Origin of the sequence: Vaginella massiliensis, from assembly GCF_900089075.1 — a bacterium.
Classification (GTDB): Bacteria; Bacteroidota; Bacteroidia; order Flavobacteriales; family Weeksellaceae; genus Weeksella; species Weeksella massiliensis_A.
Map to the genome: position 1 here is coordinate 807842 of NZ_LT593747.1, position 19441 is coordinate 827282.

At 39.2% G+C, this 19441-nt stretch carries 15 protein-coding genes and 2 pseudogenes; 1 reads left to right on the forward strand and 16 read right to left on the reverse strand.

Annotated features, from left to right (window positions below):
* Positions 1-36 precede the first annotated feature (36 nt).
* The 16 genes and pseudogenes from BN8061_RS11205 to tyrS form a co-directional block, all read right to left on the reverse strand.
* Positions 37-885 carry a DUF3347 domain-containing protein gene (locus BN8061_RS11205; RefSeq protein WP_068599319.1) on the reverse strand — a complete coding sequence of 283 codons (849 nt, stop codon included), beginning with the start codon at positions 883-885 and terminating at the stop codon, positions 37-39.
* Between the two features lie 91 nt (positions 886-976).
* Positions 977-1357: a hypothetical protein gene (locus BN8061_RS11990; protein ID WP_068599321.1), complete on the reverse strand. Its 381-nt coding sequence runs from the start codon at positions 1355-1357 to the stop codon at positions 977-979.
* A 166-nt stretch (positions 1358-1523) separates the two neighbouring features.
* Positions 1524-1745, reverse strand: coding sequence for a heavy-metal-associated domain-containing protein (locus BN8061_RS11215; protein ID WP_002981097.1), 222 nt, complete (start codon positions 1743-1745; stop codon positions 1524-1526).
* Between the two features lie 90 nt (positions 1746-1835).
* A complete protein-coding gene (locus BN8061_RS11220; RefSeq protein WP_068599324.1) occupies positions 1836-4253 on the reverse strand; it encodes a heavy metal translocating P-type ATPase in 2418 nt (805 codons plus the stop codon).
* Between the two features lie 88 nt (positions 4254-4341).
* Entirely contained in the window at positions 4342-4905 is a 564-nt protein-coding gene (locus BN8061_RS11225; RefSeq protein ID WP_068599326.1) for a helix-turn-helix domain-containing protein, read from the reverse strand.
* Between the two features lie 70 nt (positions 4906-4975).
* Positions 4976-7030: a heavy metal translocating P-type ATPase gene (locus BN8061_RS11230; protein ID WP_068599327.1), complete on the reverse strand. Its 2055-nt coding sequence runs from the start codon at positions 7028-7030 to the stop codon at positions 4976-4978.
* A 56-nt stretch (positions 7031-7086) separates the two neighbouring features.
* On the reverse strand, positions 7087-7758 hold the full coding sequence (locus BN8061_RS11235; RefSeq protein ID WP_235802747.1) for a transglutaminase-like domain-containing protein: 672 nt from the start codon (positions 7756-7758) through the stop codon (positions 7087-7089).
* A gap of 47 nt (positions 7759-7805) precedes the next feature.
* Positions 7806-8228 (reverse strand): Fur family transcriptional regulator, encoded by a 423-nt coding sequence (locus tag BN8061_RS11240; protein WP_013597180.1) that lies wholly within the window; start codon positions 8226-8228, stop codon positions 7806-7808.
* A 13-nt stretch (positions 8229-8241) separates the two neighbouring features.
* The gene (locus BN8061_RS11245) at positions 8242-9513 is read right to left on the reverse strand and encodes an efflux RND transporter periplasmic adaptor subunit (protein ID WP_068599330.1); all 1272 of its coding nucleotides are present in this window, start codon (positions 9511-9513) and stop codon (positions 8242-8244) included.
* Between the two features lie 8 nt (positions 9514-9521).
* Positions 9522-13880: a CusA/CzcA family heavy metal efflux RND transporter gene (locus BN8061_RS11250; RefSeq protein ID WP_094745960.1), complete on the reverse strand. Its 4359-nt coding sequence runs from the start codon at positions 13878-13880 to the stop codon at positions 9522-9524.
* Between the two features lie 129 nt (positions 13881-14009).
* Positions 14010-14393 carry a DUF6660 family protein gene (locus BN8061_RS12435; protein ID WP_068599335.1) on the reverse strand — a complete coding sequence of 128 codons (384 nt, stop codon included), beginning with the start codon at positions 14391-14393 and terminating at the stop codon, positions 14010-14012.
* Positions 14394-14625: 232 nt separating this feature from the next.
* Complete coding sequence (locus BN8061_RS11260) at positions 14626-15201, reverse strand: transposase (RefSeq protein WP_068599337.1); 576 nt, start codon at positions 15199-15201, stop codon at positions 14626-14628.
* Between the two features lie 221 nt (positions 15202-15422).
* Positions 15423-15713, reverse strand: coding sequence for a helix-turn-helix domain-containing protein (locus BN8061_RS12070; RefSeq protein WP_013597262.1), 291 nt, complete (start codon positions 15711-15713; stop codon positions 15423-15425).
* Positions 15714-15806: 93 nt separating this feature from the next.
* A pseudogene (locus tag BN8061_RS12075) lies at positions 15807-16073 on the reverse strand (type II toxin-antitoxin system RelE/ParE family toxin); the annotation flags it as partial.
* Positions 16074-16281: 208 nt separating this feature from the next.
* A pseudogene (locus BN8061_RS11270) lies at positions 16282-16575 on the reverse strand (GNAT family N-acetyltransferase); the annotation flags it as partial.
* 13 nt (positions 16576-16588) lie between these two features.
* Positions 16589-17794 carry a tyrosine--tRNA ligase gene (gene tyrS, locus BN8061_RS11275; protein ID WP_068599638.1) on the reverse strand — a complete coding sequence of 402 codons (1206 nt, stop codon included), beginning with the start codon at positions 17792-17794 and terminating at the stop codon, positions 16589-16591.
* Positions 17795-18373: 579 nt separating this feature from the next.
* On the opposite strand from tyrS, the gene BN8061_RS11285 reads away from it, so the two are divergent.
* Positions 18374-19351: an IS110 family RNA-guided transposase gene (locus tag BN8061_RS11285; protein WP_068599341.1), complete on the forward strand. Its 978-nt coding sequence runs from the start codon at positions 18374-18376 to the stop codon at positions 19349-19351.
* The last annotated feature ends 90 nt before the right edge of the window (positions 19352-19441 follow it).

Here is a 19441-nt window from a genome sequence, read left to right on the forward strand (position 1 = left end):
AATGAAATGGACTTTACCACTTCATTGCTTTGTTGGTTACTTTATAGTTTCAACTGTACTACCACACGTTAGCATTTGTGAACCGTAATAAGGGTTTTTAATCGCATTTTCTTTGCTCAACCAATTTGCTCCTTTGCCTTTGTTCGCCATTGGGCAATGTTGATAATAAACAGGCGTTTCCTGATTTGAAACTTTTATCAGTTCGTACATATTTTTTGAAAGGCTCATAAAATGGTCTCGCTGATGTGCCACATCTTTGGTTTCAGCAATGTGTCCGGCATCAAAGGCAAGGTCTTTCATTACTTTCATCCAAACCGTATGTTCCTCGTTTGATAGTTTATTCATTTGCACAGCGTCAAGAGCGGTTAGCAAGTCTTTCGCTTTAGTGGAAGTGGTGTTTCCGTCAGATTTTACCAAGGCATCTTTTACCGAAAAATAGTTGTTAAAAACAGATTTCAGTTGGTTTGCTTCCTGCATTTCTGTAGATGCGGTATGACTGGAATGGTCGTGTGTTTCCGTTTTCGATTCTGTTTTAGCAACTGGTTTGTTCACCCGTTCGTACAGGCAACATTCAGGCAGCTTTGCATACAGATCATCGGGTGCAAGGAATTTATTGCTGTCATAGCCAGCTAAAGCGATACGTTTCAGGATTTCGTCCTGGTTCGTCTTTTTGACATCGTAGGTAATGGTAGCCATTTTTGTGTCTTTGTTCCAATCCACTTGGGCTACTTTCTTTACATTTCCTGCATTTTCTATGGTGGTTTCACACATTCCGCAGTTTCCGTAAATTTTTACGGTTTCGGTTTTGGCGTTTTTAATTTGAGCGTTGCTCATTCCGAATGACAACATTACCAATGCAGTCATTATATATTTTAATGATTTCATTTTTAAAATTTTAGATTACTAAATTACTTAAACTTTGAAAGCCTTTAAATCGCTTTCAATAGGACACAGCTATGGCTGTCAAGGTAAGAAATTAGCTTATTTTAGGCGGTTGCCAAATGGAGTGATAACCCGAAGAAATGTATGGGTCTGAATAAAGAAAGAATTGTTTTTGAGCAACAATTAATAAGTTGTATTTGAGTTCAGGTGTAGAAGGAATAAGGCTAAAACTAACTGTAGGGTAATGGCAAGATGAATGTCCGCATTTGCCCCCACAATCGTCATTGTCTTTTTGGTTATGCGAACTTTTATTTTTGCAACAGTCATTTTTGTCTGTCTGTGAAATTTTTTTGTCGTAACAAGATTTTTCAGTTTGTGTGTGAGATTTGCCACAAGCGTAGGTCAGCGTTGGTGTCAAAAAGAAAACCAAACAGAACAATGTCAAAATGCCTATATGTACTCTATAATTTTTCAACGCAACAAAGTTACAAATTAGATTGGTTTTTTATGTGATTTTTAAGATTTTTTTGCTTATCTGAGCAAAACCACCTATCCACTTTTCCAGGATTTACAAAATACCCTTTTTCGCCAACCACAATAAAAAATTGGCCGGAAAAAGGGCATTTCAAAAAGGTGCTGGCTTAGGCATCCAAAGGTTCTATTTTGAAGCCTGCCTTTTGCACGGTCGATATTACTTCCTGCTCGGTAATGCCCTCGGACTTCACGGTAAGTACCTTGTCCTTGTTGGCCGTGTCCACTTCCCAATGGCAGATGCCCTCTGCCTTGTCCAAGTGCGGCTTTACAGATGCGATACAACCGCCGCAATTGATGTTCGTCTTGAATTGAAATTGTTTATTTTCCATTGTTTACAAATTTTAGAGTTATCTGATAATGCAAATTTCCGTACTATTCAGTTAGTTATTGTTGTGTAATTTCTTGTTTGATTTACTGTTTTATTTCTTCCACTTCAACCGCAGGCTGTTACTGACCACGCTCACGCTGCTCAATGCCATTGCCGCACCCGCAATCATCGGGTTGAGCAGGAAGCCGTTAACAGGGTAAAGGATGCCTGCCGCTACCGGAATGCCGATTACGTTGTAGATAAACGCCCAGAACAGGTTTTGCTTGATGGTGGCTACGGTCTGTTTGGACAAGCGTATTGCCTGCGGTATCTTGGTCAGGTCGGACGAAATGATGGTCATTTTGGCGACGTCCATTGCAATGTCCGAACCTTTGCCCATTGCTATACTCACATCGGCTGTTGCCAAAGCGGTACTGTCATTGATACCGTCCCCAACCATTGCCACTACTTTACCTTTACTTTGTAACTCTTTTACAAAATCGGCTTTGTGCTGTGGCAATACTTCTGCTTTGTAATGCTTAATGCCTGTTTGCTCTGCAATGGCTTTGGCAGTAGCTTCATTATCTCCGGTTAGCATATACAGGTCGATGCCCATATCCTGCATTTCTTTGATAGCCTGTACAGATGTTTCTTTAATCTTGTCTGATATGGCTAATACGGAAAGTGCCTGTTTGCTGTCGGCAAACCAAATAACAGTTTTCGATTGTTTGCCCCATTCATCAGTTTGATTTTGTAATTGTTCCGCAATACTGATGTTGTTTTCTCTCAATAGTTTTTTATTGCCTACAAAATAGGTTTCGTTATTATGATTGGCTTTTGCTCCTTTACCTGTGATACTGTCAAATTGTGTTAAAGTTGTGGTTGTTGCTCCATCCAAGTGTTTTACCACCGCTTCTGCCAATGGGTGTTCGGATTGCTTTTCAATGCTTAATAAAATGTCTTTGGTCGCATCATCATTATTCAGCCATTGAACGCCTGTTACCTCTGGTCTTCCCTCGGTAATTGTTCCTGTTTTATCTAAAATAATGGCATCAACTTTTTTCGCTAATTCCAAACTTTCGGCATCTTTTATCAAAATACCGTTTTCAGCACCTTTACCAACTCCAACCATTATAGCCGTAGGTGTCGCCAATCCCAAAGCACAAGGACAGGCAATAACCAATACCGTAACTGCTGCCAATAGACCCTGAACAACCCCATTATCGCCACCCAAGATGAACCATAATATAAATGTAAGGATAGCGATACCTATCACAACCGGAACAAAAATACCAGCAATCTTATCTACCAACTTTTGTACGGGAGCCTTGCTTCCCTGTGCGTCCTGCACCATTTTGATGATATGAGCAAGCATTGTTTCTTTGCCTACCTTAACGGCTTTAAATTGGAAACTTCCTTTTTGGTTAATCGTTCCTGCAAATACTTTTTCGTTTTCTTTTTTCAATACAGGTACAGGTTCTCCGCTCAACATACTTTCATCCACGTAAGAATTGCCTGAAGTTACCATACCGTCCACCGCAATTTTTTCGCCCGGCTTTACAAGAATAACATCGCCTGCGTTTACATCCTCAATAGCGGTCTGTTTTTCCGTTCCGTCCGTTTGTATCACGATGACGGTTTTCGGCTGCAACCCCATTAACTTTTTAATAGCTGAAGATGTATTGCCTTTGGCTTTTTCTTCCAACAGCTTCCCTAACAGAATGAATGCAATAATAACAGCCGCTGCTTCAAAATATACGTGGGCGTGTAATCCTCTTTGATGCCAAAAGTCGGCAAACAACATATTGAATACACTGAACAGATAGGCGATACCTGTACTCAATGCTACCAATGTATCCATATTGGCTGAACGATGTTTTGTCTGCTTCCAGGCATTGATAAAAAAATCCCTGCCCAACCACAATACAACAGGTGTAGAAAATACCCACATAATTAGATTGGCATAAGGTATATCCATAAATAACATACCTATCACTACTACCGGAAGAGAAAGTATAACCGCCCAAATGGTTTTAGTTTTTAGTTTTTGAAACTTTTGAGTGTGGATGGCTTCAAGCGTTTCCTGCTGATTAGTTTCATCTTCAATCAACAAATCGTAACCGATGGACTGTATCGCCTTTTGCAATTTTGAAGCATCAGTTATATTGGGCAGGTACTCAACGGTAAGATTTCCCGTGGCAAAGTTTACAGAAGCGTTTACTACACCTGGTTCGTATTTAACGATGCTTTCAGCACTGCCCGCACAAGAAGCACAGGTCATACCCAAAACAGGAAAGGTGTTTTTTACAGTAGAAACGCCATAACCCAAATCTTTAATTACTTTTACCGCTTCGCCTACAACTTCTGTATTATTTACTGTAATGGCTGCCCTGCGGTTATTCAGTTCTACTTTGTGGGTTTCTATGCCTTTTACCTGTGCCAATCCTTTTTCAACGATTAATGCACAATGCTCGCTTTCTACATCTTCCAACGGAAGATAGATGATTTCTTTATTTTTATTTGTTGCCATTTTCGCTTGCTTTAATTAACAATACAAAATTGGCGATAATATGGATGGGAATTATTGTGGAATTATGGAATGGATTTGTAAGATTTACTTAGACCTTATCCAAAGGTTTTCTTTTATCATCCCGTATTTGCTTGAAATAGCTCGGTGTCAGTCCTGTTACTTTTTTGAATTGGTTGCTTAAATAAGCTACACTCGAATAGTTCAGACGAAAAGCAATTTCACTCAAAGACAGTTCATCATATACCAATAGCTCTTTTACCTTTTCTATTTTTTGGGCTATAAAGTATTTTTCAATGGTAGTACCCTCTATCTCCGAAAACAGGTTGGATAAATAATTATAATCGTGGTGTAATTGACTACTTAACACATCTGAAAGATTGGTTTTGGCATCGTTGTTTTGATGATGAACCAACTCAATAATTATATTCTTTATTTTTTCGATAATTCTACTTTTCTTATCATCAATGAGTTCAAACCCTAATAAAACTAAGGCTTTATCCAATTTATTTTTTTCTTCGGCTGTAGGTTCTTTGCTAAGTACTACTTCTCCAAGTTTTATGTTCTTTACGTTTAAACCCAACTTGTCCAATTCATTTTGTACCACCATAATACAGCGGTTGCAAACCATATTTTTTATAAAGAGTATATTCATTCCTTACTCACATTTATATTCATATCAAACTAATGCACAAATTTACGATTTAAGTTGAACTGAACGTTGTTTAAAACTTCATTCGCTGTATTCTTACCGCATTTAAAATTGCCAATAACGCTACGCCAACATCCGCAAAAACAGCTTCCCACATTGTCGCCAATCCACCTGCTCCAAGTACGAGTACAATAGCTTTGACACCGAAAGCCAAACCGATATTTTGCCAAACGATTTTCTTTGTCTGTTTACCGATGTTGATTGCCATAGGTATTTTACTTGGCTTATCGTCCTGTATGACCACATCTGCGGTTTCGATAGTGGCATCACTCCCTAATCCACCCATTGCGATACCTACGTCGCTCAATGCCACAACAGGAGCATCGTTTACACCATCGCCCACAAAAGCAACGCTTTCGCCTTTGGCTTTGATGTCTTTAACTCTGTTTACTTTGTCTTCGGGCAATAAATCTCCAAAGGCATTGTCTATCCCCAACTGCTCCGCTACATATTTCACAACGGTACTTTTATCTCCGCTAAGCATCGTTGCATTAACATTGAGCTTATGCAGTAGGGTTATGGTTTCCTGTGCATCTTCTTTGATACTGTCGGCAATCGTGATGTAACCGACAAATTTGCTGTCGTAAGCAACGGCGATAGTTGTATAAACGATGCTGTTCGGGTCTAAGTCGTATGGTATGCCGAACTTATCCATCAGTTTGAAATTCCCGACCAATAAATCCTTACCGTTTACAGTTGATTTCAAACCGTGTCCGGCGATTTCCTCCGTATTTTCCAATTGGATTTCATTATTCGGTTTCCCCACGTATTCGTGAATAGCGGTCGCTACGGGATGTGTGCTATTGCTTTCCAAAATGTTAACTAATTCCAGAATTTCGGCTTTATCAAATTCAGGATTGAAATTGACTTCCTGAACCTTAAAAACGCCCTCTGTCATTGTGCCTGTCTTATCCATCACTACGTTTTGGATATCGGAAAGAGCATCTAAAAAGTTACTCCCTTTAAACAGTATTCCGTTTTTGCTTGCAGCACCAATACCACCGAAATAACCTAACGGAATGGAAATAACCAACGCACAAGGACAAGAAATAACCAGAAATACCAAAGCCCTGTACAGCCAATCTCTAAACTCATAATTTTCTACAAAGAAATAAGGCAGTAGGCAAATAGCTATGGCTAACAGCACTACAATAGGCGTATAGATTTTTGCAAATTTCCGGATAAATAATTCCGTTGGTGCTTTTTGTGTAGTGGCATTTTGTACCAATTCCAAAATCTTGCTCAACTTACTGTCGGTGTATGCGGTCGTAACTTTTACCTGCGATACGGTGTTGAGATTAATCATCCCTGCCAAAACGGTTTCGCCTTTGTTTTTTGTATCTGGTTTGCTTTCGCCTGTTAAAGCCGATGTATTGAAAGATGCCGTTTCGGACAACAGTTCTCCGTCTAAGCCTAATTTTTCTCCCGGTTTAAGCTGTATAATTTCGCCAACGGCAACAGTTTCTGCCTTTACGGTTTGCGGTTCATTGTTTTTTAAAACGGTTACTTCATCGGGTCTTTGGTCAAGCAAAGATTTGATGTTTGATTTTGCCCTCGAAACAGCCATTGTCTGAAAAACTTCGCCAACGGCATAGAACAACATTACCGCAACGCCCTCGGGATATTCGCCAATGGCAAATGCCCCGATAGTTGCAATGCCCATCAAAAAGAACTCCGAGAAAATCTCGCCTTTGCGAATACTCTCAACGGCTTCTTTGAGTACGGGCAGTCCAACAGGAGCATAAGCCACCACGTACCAAATAATCCGTACCCAATCGGTAAACCACGTCTGCGGAAACCAATTATCCATTGCAATACCTGCAAGCAACAGCGCAAGGGAAATAATGACGGGAAGAAACATCTTGAAAACATTGTCAGTATCTCCTGAATGCGAATGGTCGTGTCCGTCATCATCACTGTGGTCGTGATTATGCCCGTCATTTTTGTGATGCCCTTTTACCAATTCCTTAGCACCTGCTTTGGTGTAGATTTTTTCTTCCTGTGTGCAACAAGTCATTTTGCCTTGTGCATCGTAAGTATGCTTGTGATTTTTGTCTGTATTTATCATAGCCTTTAATTTTTTAGGTTCGTTACACTTTTTTATTTCTTATTCTTTCTACATTATTATTCATTATATGCCTCACGATATGCTGAAAAATAAAACTTCTTGAAAGCGTTCAGTTCTTGTTGATGTTTTGCATAAAACGCATCGGGTGTATCAAAAACGCCAAAGTCCCGATTGATGCCTTTATCCTGAATAAATGTATTATTGAGGTTCCATTCAATCGGCGGGTTCTCAAAATTATCGGTATAAACCCCGAAACCGCAAAAAGTGGTCTTGCAATCACTGTTCTGTTCCTGTAATTTAGTGAGGTACGGTTTATCCAAAATCACGCCCTCCAAAAAATACCATTGCTCGTTTACCCAAACTTCAACCCAGCTATGCAAGATATTCTTAGGCGATAGTCTGTACCAAATACCTGTAATAGCTCCTTTCTGCAATGCCTTGTCAATGGTAAAGCCGTGAATACGGTTAGGTACATCTGTTGCTCTTAACAAAGCCATTAATAAAGTGGCTTTTGTGTTGCATTGTCCGTACCCGTCATTCAGCACCTGCGATGCGGAAATATAATCAGAAACATTATAGCCAAACTTTATTTCGTCCCGTACAAAATTGTAAATGGCTTGAACTTTGGCAACGGTGTCCAAGTTTTCCCACCCTCTCTGCTCCAATAGCTTTTGTATGGAAGCATTGGAGTAGTCAAGGATTTTTGTTTCTTTAAGATAGGTGTCCATAACACATTTATATTTATAACAAAGTTACACAGGGAGAGCCTGCAATGCTATTGCAAACTCTCCTTTAAACAGTTTTCACAAATTCCCTTACCAAATAATTTTAGTTCGTCGATACGGTAATTCTGACTTCCATTCTGCGGTATTATAAAATCCTCCTTACAGGTTGTCTGCTTACAAATCTTACAATAGAAATGTAAGTGCCAATCCTTGTGTGTATTTTCATCACACCCATCGTGGCACAGAATATACTTGACCGTAGTGTTCTCCTGAATACTGTGTACAATGCCTTTTTCTTCAAAAGTTTTCAAAGTCCTGTAAATCGTAACCCTGTCTGCTTTATAAAAATGGCTCTCAATTTCAGATAAGGACATTGCTGTCTGCTGTTGCTCCAAGAAGTCGTACACCAATATCCGCATACTTGTCGGATTGGTGTTCTTTGACAACAGCTTCTGTTCAATGTTTTTTTTCATTATCCAATGTTTTTTAGTGAGCGTGGGCGTGTTCTCCCGAATCATCCATTTTTGCATTCACAAAAAACGCGCCTTTTACCACGATATGCGCACCGTGCGGAATTTCACTTACAGGTGTAATTGCCGTATAACTCAATTGCGTAGCACCTTTAACGACTTCCATTCTTACAAATTGAGTTCCTTTTTCAGAACCGTGGTTATGGTCGTGAGCTTCGCCCTCTTTATGGTCGTGAGCTTCTTCTTCCCGCTCCTTGACCAAAAAGATGTAATACTTTCCGTCTGCATTGACAATAGCATCGTTGGGTACAGCCGTACTTAATACATCATCTAAACTTACCATTCCGGTTATACTCATTCCGTCAATCAATCCTGCTTTATCTCCTGTAATCTTGCTGTGAACAGCAATAGTTTTACTCTCTCCGCTAAAGGATGAGCCGATACTATAAACTTCGGCAGAATAAGTCTTATTGGGATTGTTGGTTACTACAAAATCTATTTTCTGACCTATTTTGATTAAAGGAATATCCTTTTCATACACCTGTAAGTCCAAGTGCAGGGCTGTGTTTTCTATGATTTCAGCAATAGGCGATGACACATCTACATAGCTTCCGATTTTGGCAAAAACATTGCTCACAGTACCGCTTATCGGACTTGTAACGACCAACGAGGATTTAAGATTGGAATTTGACAGGGAAGCCGGATTAATGCCCATCATTTGGATTTGTTGTTGTAACGATGCTTTTCGTGTTCTCAACGTGTTCAATTCGGTAGTGGCACTTTGCAGGTTTTTCTTTGCACCTGCATTTCCCTCGTTCAGCTCTCTTTGTCTTGCCACTTCCTGCTCTGCAAATTCTATCCGGCTATTGATGCTTAGGTATTCTTCCTGCAATTGTATGAATTGCGGATTGGAAATAGTAGCGATAACCTGACCTTTCCTTACGAAATCGCCTATCTCCACATTAAGGGATTTGATAACACCACCAAACAACGAGGTTGCATTCGCCTTGCTGCTGTTGGGAACTCTTAATGCTCCATTGGCTTTCAATGTTGCGGATAATTGCTTCTGTTCAATTGAACCGATTTCAATACCCACCGCTTTCATCTGCTCATCGGTCAGCACTGCAACATTTTCTTCTTCTTCTTCGTGTTCGTCCGTTGTTGTTTCTGCTTCCGTTCCGTGATTATGCCCATCGCCCTCTTTATGATTATTTGTACAGGCGTTGAAAGCAAAGAATGCAACGAGGACAAGAACGCTAAAAACTATATTATTTATGATACGTTTCATATATTGTATTATTTACTGATTAATGAATGGATAAGCGTTACAGCCTCATTGATTTGCTGAATGCTATTTAAATAATTAAGCTGAATGTCTGCTGTTGTCTGCAAGGCAAATAGGTACTCCACATAAGAAATATCTCCGGTACTGTACCCCAGCTTTGCAGCATTGATAATCTCATCAGCATTGGGAAGTGCCTGCTCCTTGAAATAGGTAAACTGCGCTACATATTGTTCGTATTGTTTCAAGGCGTTTGCCAATTCCGTTTTAAGCTGTTGTTCCTGCCATTGCGCATTTAATTCCAATGATTGTTTCTTGTAATCAAGCGAGCGAATTTTTGCTTTGGTGGTGGTAAAAATTGGGATTGTAATACCTACATCAACAAAACTAAACCGTTGTCCTCTGCCATAAAATTGCTCTACACCATTTTTACTGTGCATTCCTATCAGCGATATGTTATTATAACCGAACGTAAAATCAGGCAGGCTGTTTGCCCGTTCCAATTTTTTGTTCTGTTCGGCGATTTTCGCCTCTTGGTACAATAGCTGAATGCTCGGATGATTTGCAACAGCCGAACTGTCAATGAAAGAGCTTAACAGCAATGGTGTATAATCCGGTTGAGGTTCTATTAAGAAGTCTTCCTGTGTCTGCATCAAGTTTTTAAGGTTCTGATAGGCGTTCTGTCTTAAAACCTCGTTTTGCTGGAGCAATAAATTGATTTCCCCCTGTTTGATAACAGCAGTACTGACTTCAATCCGCCCTATATCTCCGGTTTTATAACGCAGTTCCGCCACACGGATAAAGTCTGCATAAATACTATCCAAATACTTCAATACCGAAGCATTATGCTCCAAATATTCCAACTGATAATAATAGGTTCTTACCTGCTTTTTCAGTTCATTTTCTGTAAGTGCCTTTGACCATTCCTGACCTTTGACCTGCTCTTTGACAAGGTTTTTCTTCGCCCCAAAGAGTGTCGGGAAGGGAATGGTCTGTGAAATTTGGAAACCGTCATTATATTCAAATCCGTCTGTGTTTCCATATTGGAAATTTACATCGGTCTTCGGCAATTCAAATGCCGTCTTGCTGAGACTTTGGGCAGCTTGAATATCCAAATTTTTGGAACGGAGCTGCGGGTTGTTCTCCACTGCTATCTCGATAGCTTTATCGACATTTATCGGAGTTTGTGCCTTACCGTTTTGAGAGAAACCCAAGAACACAAACAGCAACAACACGGGTGCTATGGCTTTCGTTTTATTGTTTTTCGGAGGTTTTTGGTTTCTCATAAATACGAGGTACAGCAAGGGCAGCACGAACAACGTCAATGCAGTTGCTGAAATCAATCCTCCGATAACGACCGTTGCCAACGGTTTTTGTACTTCTGCACCTGCACTTGTACTCAATGCCATTGGTAAAAAACCTAAACTTGCCACAGATGCTGTCATCAATACAGGCCTAAGCCTTGTTTTAGCTCCCTCGATAATTCTCGGAACAATCTCGTTCCAACCCTCTTTCTCCAGTCTATTGAACGTGGCAATCAGTACAATCCCGTTCAGAACAGCAACACCGAACAGAGCAATAAATCCGACACCTGCCGATATGCTGAATGGCATATCCCGCAATAAAAGGGCAAATACGCCTCCAATGGCACTCATCGGGATAGCCGTATAGACCAAAACGGCTTCCTTGAACGAATGGAACGTGAAGTATAACAGGATAAAAATCAAAAGCAGGGCGATAGGTACTGCTATGAGTAATCTGTCGGTAGCTTTTTGGAGGTTCTCAAACTGACCACCATAAGTAAAATAATAACCTGTCGGTAGCTTAATCTGTTCAGCCAATTTATCCTGAATTTCATTGACAACGCTGGCTACATCCCGCCCCTGTACGTTGAAGCCGACATATATCCTGCGTTTACCGCCTTCACGGCTGATTTGTGCGGGACCTAATTTGTAATCAATGTTTGCAACCTGTGAAAGCGGTATTTGGTCGCCGTTTGGTAGTGGGATAAACAGATTGCTCACATCCTCAATGGAACTGCGGTGGGCTTCATCAAGCCGTACCACCAAATCAAATCTTCGTTCGTTTTCATAAATCACACCTGCTGATTTACCTGCGAACGCAGTGCTGACAATATCGTTTATTTCCTGTACATTCAAGCCGTAATTGGCTATTCGGGTACGGTCATATTCGATATTGATTTGGGGAAGACCTGCTACCCGTTCTACCTGCGGAGCAGTCGCACCTTCTACTGTTTGAATAATAGCATTCACTTTATTGGCATAAACCAACAAACTGTCGAGGTCTTCTCCGAATATCTTAACGGCTACATCCTGCCTGATACCTGTCATCAGTTCATTAAACCGCATCTGTATCGGCTGATTGGCTTCAAAGAATACACCGGGAATAACTTTAAGTTTCTCCATCATTTCATTGGAAAGCTCGTCATAGGATTTTTTTGTTTTCCATTCGTCCTGCGGTTTTAGGATAATCATCAGGTCAGTGGCTTCGGGAGGCATCGGGTCTGTCGGTACTTCGGCAGCACCAGTCTTGCCTACGACCATTCTCACTTCGTCAAATTCCTTGATTATCCTTGATGCCTGCATAGAGGTTTCCAGACTTTGGCTTAACGATGTTCCTTGTGGCAGGATACAGTGGAAAGCAAAATCGCCCTCGCCCAATTTTGGCAGGAACTCTCCGCCCATCCGTGAAAAAAAGAATATACTTATGGTAAACAGCCCAACGGCAACCGCAATAACCACATATTTCATCCGAATGGCTTTTTCTAACAATGGTTTATAAACCCCTTGAAGATAGTCCATTATTTTGTCTGAAAAATTCTTTTTGGTAATCGGCTTTTTAGACAAACACAAAGCACTCATCATCGGGATATAGGTAAAGGACAAAATCAATGCTCCCAAAATGGCAAAACTTACAGTCTGTGCCATTGGCGTAAACATTTTACCCTCTATACCCACCAAAGTAAGGATAGGGATATAGACAATGAGGATGATAACTTCGCCAAATGCGGCACTCGTACGAATTTTCCGTGCAGATTCATATACCTCTTCATCCATTTCTGCCTGCGTAAGTCTTTGTGTGGATTTCCGCAAGCCCAAATGATGCATTGTCGCTTCAACAACAATCAGGGAACCATCTATTACCAATCCGAAATCAATAGCCCCCATACTCATCAGGTTGGCACTTACACCAAACAGCCGCATCATTCCCAACGCAAAAAGCATAGATAGCGGTATGGCTGAGGCTACAATCAGTCCTGCTCTGAAATTCCCCAGGAATAGAATTAATACAAAAATAACAATCAGTGCGCCCTCAATGAGGTTCTTTTGAACCGTACTTATCGCTCTATCAACCAAATCCATTCTGTCTAAAAATGGTTCTATGACCACGTCTTCGGGTAGAGATTGTTGGATAACCGGTATTTTTTCTTTGATACTTTTTACAACTTCAGAGGTGTTTTCTCCCTTCAACATCATTACAATCCCACCCACAGCATCTACTTCGCCATTATAGGTCAATGCTCCGTACCGGGTTGCGTGACCAAATTGTACTTCTGCCACATCTTTGATAAATACCGGAACGCTACCAGTATTTTTAACGACGATATTTCCTACATCTTCCAATGAAGTAACCAGACCAATCCCGCGAATAAAGTAAGCATTGGGCTTCTTATCGATATATGCACCTCCGGTATTTTGGTTGTTGTTTTCGAGGGCGGTAAAAATATCGGAGATACTAACGCCCATTGCCTTGATACGGTTAGGGTCAACAGATACCTCGTATTGTTTGAGCAAACCGCCAAAACTATTGACCTCCGCAACCCCCGGTGTACCATAAAGCTGTCGGGCAACAATCCAGTCCTGCATTGTACGCAAATCCATTGCGGAATATTTATCCTCGCTTCCTTTTTTGGGGCGGAGAATATATTGGTACACTTCGCCAAGACCTGTACTGACAGGAGCAAGTTCAGGCGTTCCGATACCCTCCGGTATCTGTTCCTCCGCTTCTTTCAGTTTTTCATTGACCAATTGCCGGGCAAAATAAATATCTACATCATCTTGAAATACAACGGTCACAACGGAAAGTCCAAACCTCGAAATACTTCTTATTTCTTCCACTTTGGGAAGATTGACGATGCTTTGCTCAACGGGAAAAGTAACCAATTGCTCTACTTCCTGTCCTGCCAATGTAGGGCAGAGTGTAATAATCTGAACCTGATTATTGGTAATATCAGGCTGGGCATCAATAGGGATTTTGGTGGCACTCCATACCCCCCAAATGATAAGTAACAAGGTCATCAATCCTATGATGAACTTATTCTTTATGGAGAATTTTATAATATTATCTAACACTTTTTGTTGCGATTAATGATGAATTAATAATGATAAAATCATAATGATTGTGTTTTTAGGCAATATAAATAGCCTAAAAACCGAGCTAACGCTGTTTGCGTTAAGCTGTAATCACTAAAACATTAAAAATTAAGCATTAACCTTTGGCGGTTGCCAAATTTTCCCGAAGTAGCAGGGGATAAAGATAGATTTGTAATATATTTCAGGCTTAGACAGTTCAAAAGTCTTCGCCTTAACTAAGTTATATACATTCCATTGAAGCACTATGCCCGACACCATTCCACAACAACCGCATAAACAAAACGGGCTGCAAATATCAGGTTTTTCCTGATGGTCGTGGCTTCCTTGATGGGTTAATTCTTCCGAATGGTTATGGTTTTGAAAGTTGTCCTTTTCATACATATCGGTACACGGCATTAAAAATACCGTCATCATATAAATTGCCAATATGGAGTAAAAGACTTTCATATTCTTTTGCAAAGTTAGTAAAAAAGTAATGCAATGGCATTGCATTGTTTTGAAAAATTACTATTTTATAATCATCATTTTTCATTCCGAATATTTGTTTTATAAACTGTTCAAAAAAATGTTGGCGACACTCCATCTAAATTCAAGAAGAAGCACCACCAACATTCTTAGTCCTTTATTTAATGCGTTTATTGTTCTTGCTGTATCAAATGCTGTAAGTTCGGGTCGTTCTTGATACGCTCTATTTCACTTTCAACAATGTGTACAATGTCGGATTTTATCTGGCGGTAGTTGCTTTCAATTTCCTGTATCTCTGCCTCTGCTTTATGCCCTCGTTTTCGGCTATCTTGTTGCAGTAGTCGATTACTTTTTTGCAGAGCTTCGCATCGGCGGGAAAAGTGGTGTTGTTCTCCTGAACGGTAGTGTCGGACAACACGAAGTTCGATGTACTGGTCTTTGCATCGTGCATCCTTACGCTGTAGGAGAAGATTTTCTCAATCCCCTTTTCTCCAATTCTTTTCCTGAAGTGGACGAAGTTACTTGGGTCGCAAGGAAACTGGTGCTCAAAGAAAACCCGCCCGCAAAAATGCTGCATGTAGGGGTTCATGATCCAAGCGGAAGCAAGGGTTTCATCACCTAAATTATAAAGGTTTTTCAACAGCAGACAGCCCACCATAAATCGGATCGGATGGCTCGGATTGCCCCTCTTGGAATATAGCGGGGAAAATTCTTCCTCAAAATAATTCCAGTCTATTTTCTCGGAAAGTAGAACAAGTTCGTGTTGGTTATCAATAAAGTCCACCAACATCGGGCGGAATAATTCTGGCTGCTTTTTTGGATTTTTCCCCAACATATTTGCAAGGTTTTAATGCTCCAAGATACAAAATCCTGCAAACATAAACAAGAAAAACTGAATTTACTTTGTTGATTTTCAAGACATTGATAGTGTTTTAAGGAGCAACTAATTAATGCCACTTTACGATCCTTATCTGTAAGATACGTATCCATCAATTCATCAAATTTAGACAAATAATTTGCCAATGTATTAATGATTGATTGTTAGCGGCAGTACAATTATATTTCGATTGATATTTTTACTTTTCCGCCTAAACCTTTTTCTACTATATCGTACAAGGTTTTAAGAGTTAAGTTACTTCCGTTATTTTCAACTCTTGAAATGTATTCGCGTTTTTTGTCTATCAATTCTGCAAGTTCAGACTGAGTTAGTTGTTTTTCTTCTCGTGCTTTTTTTAGGAGTAAACCAATTTTAAAAGATTCAAAATCTCTTTCAAGTTCGTCACGTCTTTCGGTTCCAACTTTTCCGTAAACGTCGTCTTTTATATTTTTCCAACTTTTAGTTTCCATTACTTTTGATTTTTTTTGTTCATAATATTCAGCCATTATTTTCAAGGCTTTTTCTATTTGATTTTTAGGTGTCTTTTGTGTTTTCTTTTGAAACCCATTCATTAAAACGACAAACTTTTCACCGTCAAAAAAGCAAAAAACTCTCCAGATATTAGAACCTAATTGAATTTTTGCTTCATACAAACCTTCAGTTCCTGTCAAATGTTTTAAATAATTTGAGGGAACACGTTTAAGAGTTTCGATAGCTTCAATGATTTTAAAGATTTTGTCTTGAACTTTAATTGGTTGTTCAGAAAGAAAATCTTCAAAATAATTTTTAAATGCTATAACTTCTCTTACTTTTATGAAAACAAAGGTGATTTAAAAGTTACATTTAGGCAAGTTTTTTAAACGGAAGTTTTCTTTATGGATTGCCACTAACGTTTCGGGCTTTGCGAAGTGGCGGATTTTGGAACACTTCACTGTCAATCAAGCACAAATGTTGATAGAAGCACTGCACTTAATTTAACCACGTCAGCCCACCTGACGCCAAAACCCTTATTAGCGGCTGCCTTTCTTGTCGTCCGAATTAATTGTTCAGTTTTAGTTTCATCATTATGTCGATCTGCTCGTCATTACCCAATTTGAAAATATGTTTGTCAAATTCAACGAAACCGTTTTTCTTGTAAAAATTTATTGCTCTCGGATTCTCTTCCCAAACGCCTAACCATACATAGTCAGATTTTTTCTCCTTAGCGACTTCAATTGCTTTGTCATAGAGTAGTTGCCCAACTTTTTTTCCGTGAAAGTCCTTTAAAACATAAATGCGTTCAATTTCAAGTCCCTTGTCTCCCTTAAACCGCCATTTTGCAAAACCCTTGTTATCGGCAGGCATTTTATTTAAGTTCATAAAAATCCCTTTTTCCTATTTTAATTTTGGTCTCGGGTTTTAGGTCAATAACAGTGTAAGGTTCAGTAAATTTCTCGTTGTTTACCTGAACTGCACCGCTTTCAATAAGTCTTCTGATAGCTGATTTGGTTTGTCCTTGTTTCAGTTGAACGCATAAATCTACCAAATTGATAATTTCATTTTCAGATTGAATATCAGTAAGTAAAATGGGTTCAAATACTTTTTCTTCAAAGTTTTTGTTTTGAAACTGATTGATGAAAAAATCTTCTGCTTTTTGAGCTTCTTCCTGATTATGGTATTGGGTAATGATATTTTTAGCAATTATTTTTTTGATGTTCATCGGGTTTTCTCCGCTTGCCAATTTTTCTCTGATAGCTTGTTTTTCTTCGATTGGAAAATCGGTTGTCAAATCTAAAAACTCTTCAATCAAACTATCGGGAACAGACATTGTTTTCCCGAACATTTCGTTGGGTTCGTCTGTCAGTCCGATAATGTTGTTCAGCGATTTGCTCATTTTTTCTTTTCCGTCCAAACCTCTCAACAAAGGCATACACATCACGATTTGAGGATTCATTTCAAAGGTTTCTTGCAATTGCCGTCCCATTGTACAATTAAAAAGTTGGTCTGTTCCACCCATTTCAATATCTGCTTGAATTTTTATGGAATCAAAACCTTGTAAAATCGGGTAAACCAATTCGTGCATTGCGATAGGTGTATTTTCGGTAAAACGCTTGTTGAAATCGTTTCGGTGCATCAGTTGGGCAACGGTAACTTTTGATAAAATTTGAATGACATCAGAAAATGAAAGTTGGTCTAACCAATCTGAATTGAACACGATTTTTGCTTTATCCACATCAATTATCTGTGATAACTGATTGAGGTACGTTTGGGCATTGTGTTGTACATCTTCTATCGACAAAGGTTTCCTGCTTTTGTTTTTTCCTGTAGGGTCTCCGATTCTGGCGGTAAAGCTACCCACCAATATCACAATCTGATGACCCAAATCCTGAAATTGCTTTAGCTTTTTAAGCACAACTGCGTGTCCTAAATGCAAATCGGGTGCAGTCGGGTCAAAACCTAATTTGATAATCAGTTTTCGGTTTTCTTTTTTTGCTTGTTCCAATTTTTCTTCCAATCCGTTTTCGGGAAGGATGATTTCTACGTTTTCTTTTAATTTGTTAATCGTTTCCATTTTTTGAAAATAAAAAAGCCCGAGCATTCGCTCGGGCTTCAGGTCATGTTATTAAAATATATGTCGTTATTTATTCATTTTGAAATAGACACAGCCTTTCCGAGCAGATATTATTCCATAATAATAATTGCTGAAAAAAGGAAGGCGTAATACGTTGTTCAAATGTTTCATTCTGATGCAAAGGTAATTTTTATTGTTTTGATGTGCAAACTATTTTCGTTGCAGGTTTTCGATATGCTTGCCGCTAACGGTCTGCCGCTTTGCGAAGGCGGGGAATTTTTGCACAAAAGTTCAATCGAAGAACTACCGTTGAACTTTGCAGTTTCGCCCCACTATTGCAAAACCCATCCTATGTTTGTAATTCCTTAAATTTATTGTATCAAAATCATAAAAAGAAAGAACCAAAATGAGCAGAATAAGATAGACAAACCCTATAAGTTTTTAAACTTCACTAACATGAGTATCCCTGCTCATTTCTTGCTGAAAACCATACAGTTTAGTTGAACAAAAAGTTCGTGTTAGGATCGTTGGTTGTATAGCAAGAAAAGTTCTCTCTTTTCAACAATAAAAGTATAAAAAATGGAAGAAAAAACCAAGTATTGTGGCATCGATGTTTCCAATGAAACCTTAGATTTGTATTTTCTTAATCAAGAAGGAATTCATCAACATTTACAAATCTCAAATACCGTTACCGGTTTCAGAAAAATGCTGAAAGAAGCAGGAACTGCAACACATTGTGTGATGGAAGCAACGGGGGTGTATCATTTGAATTTGATTTTCTTTTTACAAGAAAAAGGTTGTCAATTTAGCGTGGTGAATGCTTTACAAATCAAACGTTACATTCAGATGCATTTAGAACGTAATAAATCGGATAAAAAAGATGCTAAACGCATTTATGAATACGGTGTTGATCGAAATCCAGAAACCTACTCTATGCCTGATATGGCGTACTTTGAATGCCGTTCGCTGAACAATGCGATTCACGATTTAACCAAAGAGATTACCAAGTTTAGTAACCAAATACACAGCTTGAAAAAATGTCCGTTTGATGCGAAAAGAATAGAAAAAAGCTTTGAAAAAATCATTAAAAAACTTCAAGAAGAAAAGCAAAATTTAGAGTTAGAATTACAAGAAAAACTGATAGCATGGGATCGTGAAACCCTTGAATTAGTATCCAGTGTAAAAGGAATTGGTAAGCGTGCTGCCGCCGAATTATTGATCTACACGCAAGGTTTTAAAGACATGAATTCGTATAAACAATTGATCTCTTACGCAGGGCTGAGTCCCACCGAATATCGGAGTGGAAGTAGCATCCGAGGGCGTGTCCGAATATGCAAACAAGGAGGCAAACAACTGCGACATATCTTGTATATGTGTGCGTTAAATGCGAAGAAAACCAACGCCCATTGTCGCGCATTATTTGATCGATTAGTAGAGAAAGGAAAAAACAAAAAAGCAGCGGTCATTGCGGTGTGCAACAAGCTGCTTAAAATTGTATTTGGGGTGGTAAAAAATAGAGAATTTTACCAGGATAATTATTTACAAAAAACTACTTAAAAAACTTGTTTTTTTACACAGTTCATGTTGTGCGATCGTACTATTTTATGTATTTATTGAATAAAAAAAGTGACAAATCAGCCAAATCTA